Source organism: Xenophilus azovorans DSM 13620 (genome assembly GCF_000745855.1).
GTDB classification, from domain to species: Bacteria; Pseudomonadota; Gammaproteobacteria; order Burkholderiales; family Burkholderiaceae_C; genus Xenophilus; species Xenophilus azovorans.
On record NZ_KN050766.1, the window covers coordinates 547995 to 554567 of the forward strand.

8 protein-coding genes are annotated in these 6573 nt (G+C 70.3%); 1 reads left to right on the plus strand and 7 read right to left on the minus strand.

All coding sequences use genetic code 11. The features are described from left to right. Positions 1-4: 4 nt before the first annotated feature. Genes Q392_RS29055 through Q392_RS29080 form a run of 6 tightly spaced genes read right to left on the minus strand, consistent with a single transcriptional unit; the run spans position 5 to position 5109 of the window. Positions 5-979, minus strand: a complete 975-nt coding sequence (locus Q392_RS29055; protein ID WP_051954053.1) for a Bug family tripartite tricarboxylate transporter substrate binding protein — start codon at positions 977-979, stop codon at positions 5-7. A 35-nt stretch (positions 980-1014) separates the two neighbouring features. After that, positions 1015-1389, minus strand: coding sequence for a nuclear transport factor 2 family protein (locus Q392_RS29060; protein WP_038217126.1), 375 nt, complete (start codon positions 1387-1389; stop codon positions 1015-1017). A gap of 3 nt (positions 1390-1392) precedes the next feature. Beyond that, complete coding sequence (locus Q392_RS29065) at positions 1393-2244, minus strand: fumarylacetoacetate hydrolase family protein (RefSeq protein ID WP_038217128.1); 852 nt, start codon at positions 2242-2244, stop codon at positions 1393-1395. 38 nt (positions 2245-2282) lie between these two features. Further along, complete coding sequence (locus Q392_RS29070) at positions 2283-3035, minus strand: IclR family transcriptional regulator (RefSeq protein ID WP_245610852.1); 753 nt, start codon at positions 3033-3035, stop codon at positions 2283-2285. Positions 3036-3059: 24 nt separating this feature from the next. Beyond that, positions 3060-4559 carry a bifunctional 3-(3-hydroxy-phenyl)propionate/3-hydroxycinnamic acid hydroxylase MhpA gene (gene mhpA / locus Q392_RS29075; protein WP_038217132.1) on the minus strand — a complete coding sequence of 500 codons (1500 nt, stop codon included), beginning with the start codon at positions 4557-4559 and terminating at the stop codon, positions 3060-3062. Beyond that, positions 4552-5109 (minus strand): VOC family protein, encoded by a 558-nt coding sequence (locus Q392_RS29080; protein ID WP_038217135.1) that lies wholly within the window; start codon positions 5107-5109, stop codon positions 4552-4554. The genes mhpA and Q392_RS29080 overlap by 8 nt, the downstream gene beginning before the upstream one ends. A gap of 146 nt (positions 5110-5255) precedes the next feature. Between Q392_RS29080 and Q392_RS29085 the strand changes: the two genes are divergently transcribed. Then, positions 5256-6248, plus strand: coding sequence for a Bug family tripartite tricarboxylate transporter substrate binding protein (locus tag Q392_RS29085; protein WP_038217138.1), 993 nt, complete (start codon positions 5256-5258; stop codon positions 6246-6248). A 16-nt stretch (positions 6249-6264) separates the two neighbouring features. Here the strand turns inward: Q392_RS29085 and Q392_RS29090 are convergent. Then, positions 6265-6573, minus strand: a 309-nt coding sequence (locus Q392_RS29090; protein WP_157008417.1) for a transposase, incomplete at its 5' end; no start/stop codon positions are given.

A 6573-nucleotide genomic window follows, 5' to 3' on the forward strand; every position in this document is an offset into this window, starting at 1 on the left:
TGCTTCAAGGCTGCTTCAGGCCCAGCCGCTGGATCGTGGCGGCCTTGAGCCGGCTGTCCTCGCGCATGTTGCGCTCGAATTCACTGCCGGGGCGGAAGTCCACCACCTGGTTGGCGCCGCGCGCCCAGCCCTGGTACTTCGGCGAGGCCACCGCCGCGCGGCAGGCGCCTTCCAGCCGGGCGACGACGGCGTCCGGCGTGCGCGCCGGCGCAAGCACGCCGCCGAAGCTGGCCTGCACCACGGGAACGCCCGCTTCCTTCAGGGTCGGCACGTCAGGGAACGAAGGATGGCGCCTGTCGGCGTAGACAGCGACGAGCCGCAGCGCGCCGCTGTTCAGGTGGCCCGTGATCGAGCTGACCAGCACCGCGCCGAAGCCCAGGCGCTCGCTGAGCAGGTCCTGCAGCATCGGGGCGTCGCCCTTGTAGGGCACGTGCGTCAGCGTGACCTTGGCGGTGGCCTCGATGTCCGAGGTGCCCAGGTGCGGGATGGAGCCGGTGCCGGAGGTGCCGTAGTTCACCTTGCCCGGGTCCTTGCGGGCATCGGCCAGGATGTCGTCGATGCGGCGGTAGGACGAGTTGCCCGGCACCGCGATGGCGAAGATGTTGTCGAAGACCTGGCAGACGTAGCGGAACGAATCGAGGCCGTAGGCCAGCGACTTCAGGCGGTGCGGCTCGCTCGACAGCGGCACGGCGGGGGTGAAGGCCAGCGTGTAGCCGTCGGCGCGTGCGCCGGCGACCGCGTTCAGGCCGATGGTGCCGGCGGCGCCGTCGCGGTTGGCGACGGCGATGGGCTGGCCGAGCTGCGCCGACATGGCCTCCGCCAGGTTGCGGGCGTTCAGGTCGAGCCCGCCGCCGGCGGCGAAGGGCACCACCATCTGGATGGGGCGCGAGGGATAGTCCTGGGCCGCGCTGCCCAGGCAGAAGGCGGCCAGCATCAGGCCGAGGAGGTGCGGCCTGGCGCCGCGCAGGAAATCATGCATGGTTGTCCCTTGAAGAAAAGAGCAGCGGCCGCTGCTCAGCGCGCAGGCAGGCTCGTGCCCTGGAAGGCGGCGAGCTGCCAGGCGCCGGCGCGCCGCAGCCACACGGCCAGGTAGCAGGTGGCGATCTCGCGCTGCACGTCGCCGCGCTGCACCAGCGCCCGCATCTCGCCCGAGACGATGGCGGCGTCGGCGGTGCGGGTCACGGCCAGCGCGTCGAAGGCGAGCTGCCGGTACACGGCCTGGCCCGAGGCCAGCAGCTTCAGCAGGCTGCCCTGCGACTCGACGCCGCCGGTGGAGTGGACGTAGCGCAGGTCAGGCGCGAGCAGCGTGCGCAAGGCCTCGACGTCGCCGGCCAGCATGGCTGCGCGGCGACGCTCCTCGAGCGCCAGGATCTCGGCGGTCTCGCCCACCGCTCACTCGTCGCGGATGCCGTTGCGCAGCACGCCGACGGCGTCGACCTCGATCTCGCACACGTCGCCCGGCTTCATGAAGACCTGCGGGTTGCGCTTGTTGCCCACGCCGCCGGGGGTGCCGGTGACGATCACGTCGCCCGGCTCCAGCGGGATGAAGGCCGAGATGTAGGCGATCTGGCGCGGGATGCTGTGCACCATCATGTCGGTGGTGGCACGCTGCATCTCCTGGCCATTGAGGCGCGTGATCAGCGTCATCTTCTGGTCCGGCGCGATCTCGTCGGCCGTGACCATCCACGGGCCGAAGGCGCCGGTCTTCCAGAAGTTCTTGCCCGGGATCCACTGCGAGGTGTGGAGCTGCCAGTCGCGCACGCTGCCGTCGTTGTAGCAGCTGTAGCCCGCGATGTGCGACCAGGCATCCGCCTCGGAGATGTGGCGACCGCCCTTGCCGATGACGACCGCGATCTCGCCCTCGTAGTCCAGGCGCTCGGACACGCGCGGACGCACGATGTCCTCGCCGTGCGCGAGCTGCGAATCGGCCACGCGCAGGAAGATCACCGGCTTCTCGGTCACTTCCTTGCCGGTCTCGCGGATGTGCTCGCCGTAGTTCAGGCCGATGCAGAAGATCTTGCCGGGGTTGGGCACCACCGGCAGCAGCTTCACGTCGGCCAGCGCCAGCGCGGGTGCCGGCGTGGCGGCGACCTGGGCGGCGGCCTCCCGCACGAGGCCGGCGGCGATCAGGGCCTTGAGGTCGGGCGCGCGCGCGCCGAAGGCTTCGCGCAGGTCGACCACGCGGTCGCCGACGACGGCGCCGTAGCTGTCCTGGCCGCCGTGCTGGTAGCTGATGAGTTTCATGGGGGTCCTTCGATGAACGGGAGGGAGGGTGGATGGATTTAGGCCAGCCGACCTCCGATGCGCGTGGCGGCCTCGGTGATCAGCTTGGCCAGCTTCTCAAGGTCGACGATCGCCAGGCGCGAGGTCTCGAACACGAGGGAGATGGCGGCCCAGGCGCCGCCGTCGGGTTTCAGGATGGGCGCGGCCACCGCCGACAGGTGCGGCTCCAGTTCGCCGCGCGAGACGTAGTAACCCGCCTTGCGGATGCCCGCGTAGTAGCGCCGGAAGCCCGCCCAGTCGGCCGGCAGGCCGCAGCGCACCAGCTCCGCATGGCGCGCCTCGAACAGCTTCTTGAGCTGTGCCGAGCCGAAGGTCGACAGCAGCACCTTGGGCGCGCCGCCCAGGAACAGCGGCCGCGGACGGCCGCGCCCATAGGACAGCGCCGCCGGGGCGCCGCCCATCTCGCGATGGGTGTCGAGCACCTGCTGGCCGAACAGGCCGGTGACCACGCAGTCGAAGCCGGTGGCCTGCACCAGCTCGCGCAGGATGGGCACGCCCACCCGCAGCACCGGGTCGGCCCGGCGGATGTAGTGGTCCAGCAGGATGATGCGCGGGCCCAGCGCGTAGTGCGACTCCTCCACCCGCTGCAGCAGCCCCGCCTGCAGCAGCAGCCGCACGTAGCGGTAGCTGGTGGGCAGCGAGACGTCCAGCGCCTGGGCGATGTCCTCCGCGGTGCGCGTGAGATGGGTGTCGTCGAACAGGTCGAGCACCCCCAGCATGCGCTCCAGGCTGGACGTTGATGTTTCCGACACGGCAGGCCCCCGGTGAATGCTTCTTCATGGCGCGACGGGGAGGTATTGCGAGATGCGATCCAGATCAGGCCCCGAGCGCGCGACGCCGACGATATATCGGTCGGGCCGCAGTATCACGGCACGGGCGTCGTGCGCCTGCAGCCAGGCGTCGATCTGCGGATCGGGGCGGTCGATGACGATGGCGTCGCAGCGCTGCCAGCGCTGCGCGGTGGCGGGCGCGGCGGCGCGCAGCGCGTCGGCGCGGCCGATCACCGCGCTGCGCCGGCCCAGCAGGTCGTCCAACAGGCGGCCGTCCTGCAGGCGCGGCTGCGGGAAGGGTCGGCCGGCCAGCCCGGGCGCCTCGGGATCGAAGGCGCCCTCGCCCAGCAGTTGCGGCGGCAGCTCGAAGACCTCGGGCTGGCCGGCCCGGAAGCGCGCATCGCGCTCGGCGGCCAGCGCCGGGTCGGTGGTCTGGATGATGTTGCCCAGGCGCACCGCCAGCTCGATCAGCGCGCGCACGTGCGGCTTGCGTTCGGACTCGTAGGTGTCCAGCAGCGCCTGCGGCGCGCGCCCGGCGAGCACGGCGTCCAGCTTCCAGGCCAGGTTGGAAGCGTCGCGGATGCCGGCGCACATGCCCTGCCCCAGGAAGGGCGGCGTCTGGTGGCAGGCGTCGCCGGCCAGGAAGAGCCGACCCTGCCGCCAGCCCTCGGCGATCACCGAGTGGAAGGTGTAGATGGCCGCGCGCTCCAGCCGCGCCTGCTCCGGGCGCACCCAGGGCGCGACCAGCTTCCACAGCGCTTCGGGCTGCACCATCGCCTCGCGGTCGTCGTCGGGCAGCACCATGATCTCCCAGCGCCGGCGCGCGCCCACGACGTTGCAGTAGGTCATGGGCCGGCGCGGGTCGCAGTGCTGCACGGTGTGGTCCGGCAGGTCCACCGGCTGCTGCAGCACCACGTCGAACACCAGCCAGGGCTGGCGCAGGCCCAGGTCGACCATCGGGCTGCCGATGTGCTGGCGAATGGGCGAGCGGGCGCCGTCGCAGCCCACCACGTAGCGGGCGCGGGCACGGTGCACGGTGCCGTCCTCGGCCGAGCGGTAGCTCAGGGTAGCGGCCTCTGCGTCCTGCGCCACGGCGGTCAGCTCATGCCGCAGCAGCACCCGCACCTGCGGGAAGCGCGCCAGGCCCTCGCGCAGCACCGCCTCCAGTTGCGGCTGGTGGAAGTAGTAGTTGTTGGCGCACCCGTGCGGGCCCAGCGCGGCCGAGCCGCCGCGAATGAGCATCGTCTCGCCGGCGCCGTTGACGAAGTGCATGCCCTGGGTGCCCGGTCGCGAGATCGCCAGCACCTGCTCGCGCAGCCCGGCGGCCTGGAAGATGCGCAGCACCTCGCCGTCGAAGTGGATGGCCCGGGGCAGCGGGAAGATGCCCTCCTCCTTCTCGATCACCAGCACCGAGCGGCCGGCGGCGCCCAGCAGGTTGGCCAGCGTGGCGCCGGTGGGCCCCAGGCCCACGATGGCCACGTCGTACACCGGCGCGGCCTCAGCCATGCTGGTCTTCCTGCATGCGGCGCGCGACCTCGGCCCGCCACTGCGCGCGGCTCATGAACTTGGGGAAGCGCCTGGCGATGGCTTCGGCCTGCGCCAGGATGGCTTCGTCCGGCTGGGCCAGGTCGATCGGCTCGCGCAGCGGCTGGTCGCAGTACCAGGGCGTGTCCATGAACAGCTCCAGCCGGTTGCCTTCGGGGTCGCGGCAGTAGACCGACACGGCGTTGCCGTGCGTCACCGGGTGCATGTCGGTCGCGCCCTCGGCCAGCAGCCGGTCGTGGAAGCGGCGCAGCGCCGCCAGGTCGGGCACGCGGAAGGAGATCTGGTTGACCACGTTGAAGGCCATGTCCGCCGGCCGGCCGGTGGCCAGCACCAGTTGGTGGTGCTCGTCCGGGTCGCGGCTGAGGAACACCAGCTGCACCGTGCCCAGGTCGCCGGCGTCGGTCTGCGTGAAGCGCAGCGCCTGCTTGTAGAAGCGCGCCATGCGCGGCAGGTCGGTGACGTACAGGCCGATGTGGCTGAACTGCAGGTCGGAAGGGGAAGTGCCTTGCATCAGATTGTCTCCATTCGAGAACGATCGAACATCCATGATTCGACGATGGATGAATAATATTTATTTTCTCGTATTTTGACAATACAAAGTGTTTTTGTATGATCCAGCGCCGTGCAAGTGGCACGGATTCGCAGATGGAGACACTCATGACCCGACCCAACAAGCTCCCGGCCCGCCGGGTCCTGCTGGCCCTGGCGGCCGCGGGGCTGGCCCTGGCCGCCGGCGGCGCCGCCGCGCAGGCCGACTACCCCAGCAAGGCGGTGCGCATCATTGCCCCCTTCCCTGCCGGCAGCGGGCCGGACGCCAACGCCCGCGAGCTGGCGGCCGAACTCACCAGGATCCTGGGCCAGTCCTTTTACGTGGAGAACCGCCCCGGCGCCTCGAACATCATCGGCACGGACGTCGCCGCCAAGGCCCCCAACGACGGCTACTCGCTGTACATCGGCACCACGAGCTCGCTCTCGGTGGTGCCGCACCTGTACGGCAAGCTGCCCTTCAACGCCGAGCGCGACTTCGCTCCCATCAGCCTGATGGGCGTGCTCAACACGGGCCTCATCGCCACCCCTGGCGTCCAGGCCCGGGACGCGAAGGAGCTGATCGCCCAGCTCAAGGCCAGGCCGGAGTCCGTCTCGGTCGCCACGCAGGGCATCGGCAGCTACTCGCACCTGTCGGCCGTGTGGTTCAACAACGCGGCGGGCGTGAAGTCCAACCTCATCCCCTACAACAGCAACAGCCCCTATGCGGACCTGCTGGCCGGCCAGATCCAGCTCATGTACGACGGGCTGCCCGCGGCGGCTTCGAACGTGCAGGCCGGCAAGCTCAAGCTGCTGGGCATCACAGGCAAGGAGCGCCATCCCAGCTTCCCCAACGTGCCCACCTTCGCCGAGCAGGGCCTGCCCGACTACACGCCCATCGCCTGGCAGGGCCTGCTGGCGCCGGCCGGCACCCCGCCCGCCATCCTCGACAAGCTGAGCGCGGCGATGGGCAAGGTCTGCCAGTCGAAGGAACTGGCGAAGAAGTGGCGCGACTACGGTGGCGAACTGCGCTGCAACTCCCCGGCCGAGTTCACCGCCTTCATCAACGCCGACCGCGCCATGTGGGGCAAGGTGATCCGGGCGGCGGGGGTGAAGCTGGACTGAGCAACCGTCTTGCTCGTCAAGCGCAATGCATAGTCGAATCCCACATCGAGCCATGTTTGGCGATGGCGTTGAGCATCGTCAGCAGCTTGCGCATGCAGGCGACCAGGGCGACCTTCTTGCGCTTGCCGGCCATCAGCAGGCGCTCGTAGCACGCCTTGAGCGCCGGGTTGTACCGCACTGCCGTGAGGGTGGCCATGTACAGCGTTCGTCGCACATCGGCGCGCCCACCCCAGATGCAACGCTGCCCGCGCATCTGGCCGGAGTCGCGATTCAAAGGCGCCACGCCCACCAGCGCGGCGATGCGGCGCCGGTCGAGCTTGCCCAA

Bases quoted from the DNA above. Each gene is read 5' to 3' on its own strand.
- Q392_RS29055 (WP_051954053.1), bottom strand. From the start codon at position 979: ATGCATGATTTCCTGCGCGGCGCCAGGCCGCACCTCCTCGGCCTGATG.
- Q392_RS29065 (WP_038217128.1), bottom strand. From the start codon at position 2,244: ATGAAACTCATCAGCTACCAGCACGGCGGCCAGGACAGCTACGGCGCC.
- mhpA (WP_038217132.1), bottom strand. From the start codon at position 4,559: ATGGCTGAGGCCGCGCCGGTGTACGACGTGGCCATCGTGGGCCTGGGG.
- Q392_RS29080 (WP_038217135.1), bottom strand. From the start codon at position 5,109: ATGCAAGGCACTTCCCCTTCCGACCTGCAGTTCAGCCACATCGGCCTG.
- Q392_RS29085 (WP_038217138.1), top strand. From the start codon at position 5,256: ATGACCCGACCCAACAAGCTCCCGGCCCGCCGGGTCCTGCTGGCCCTG.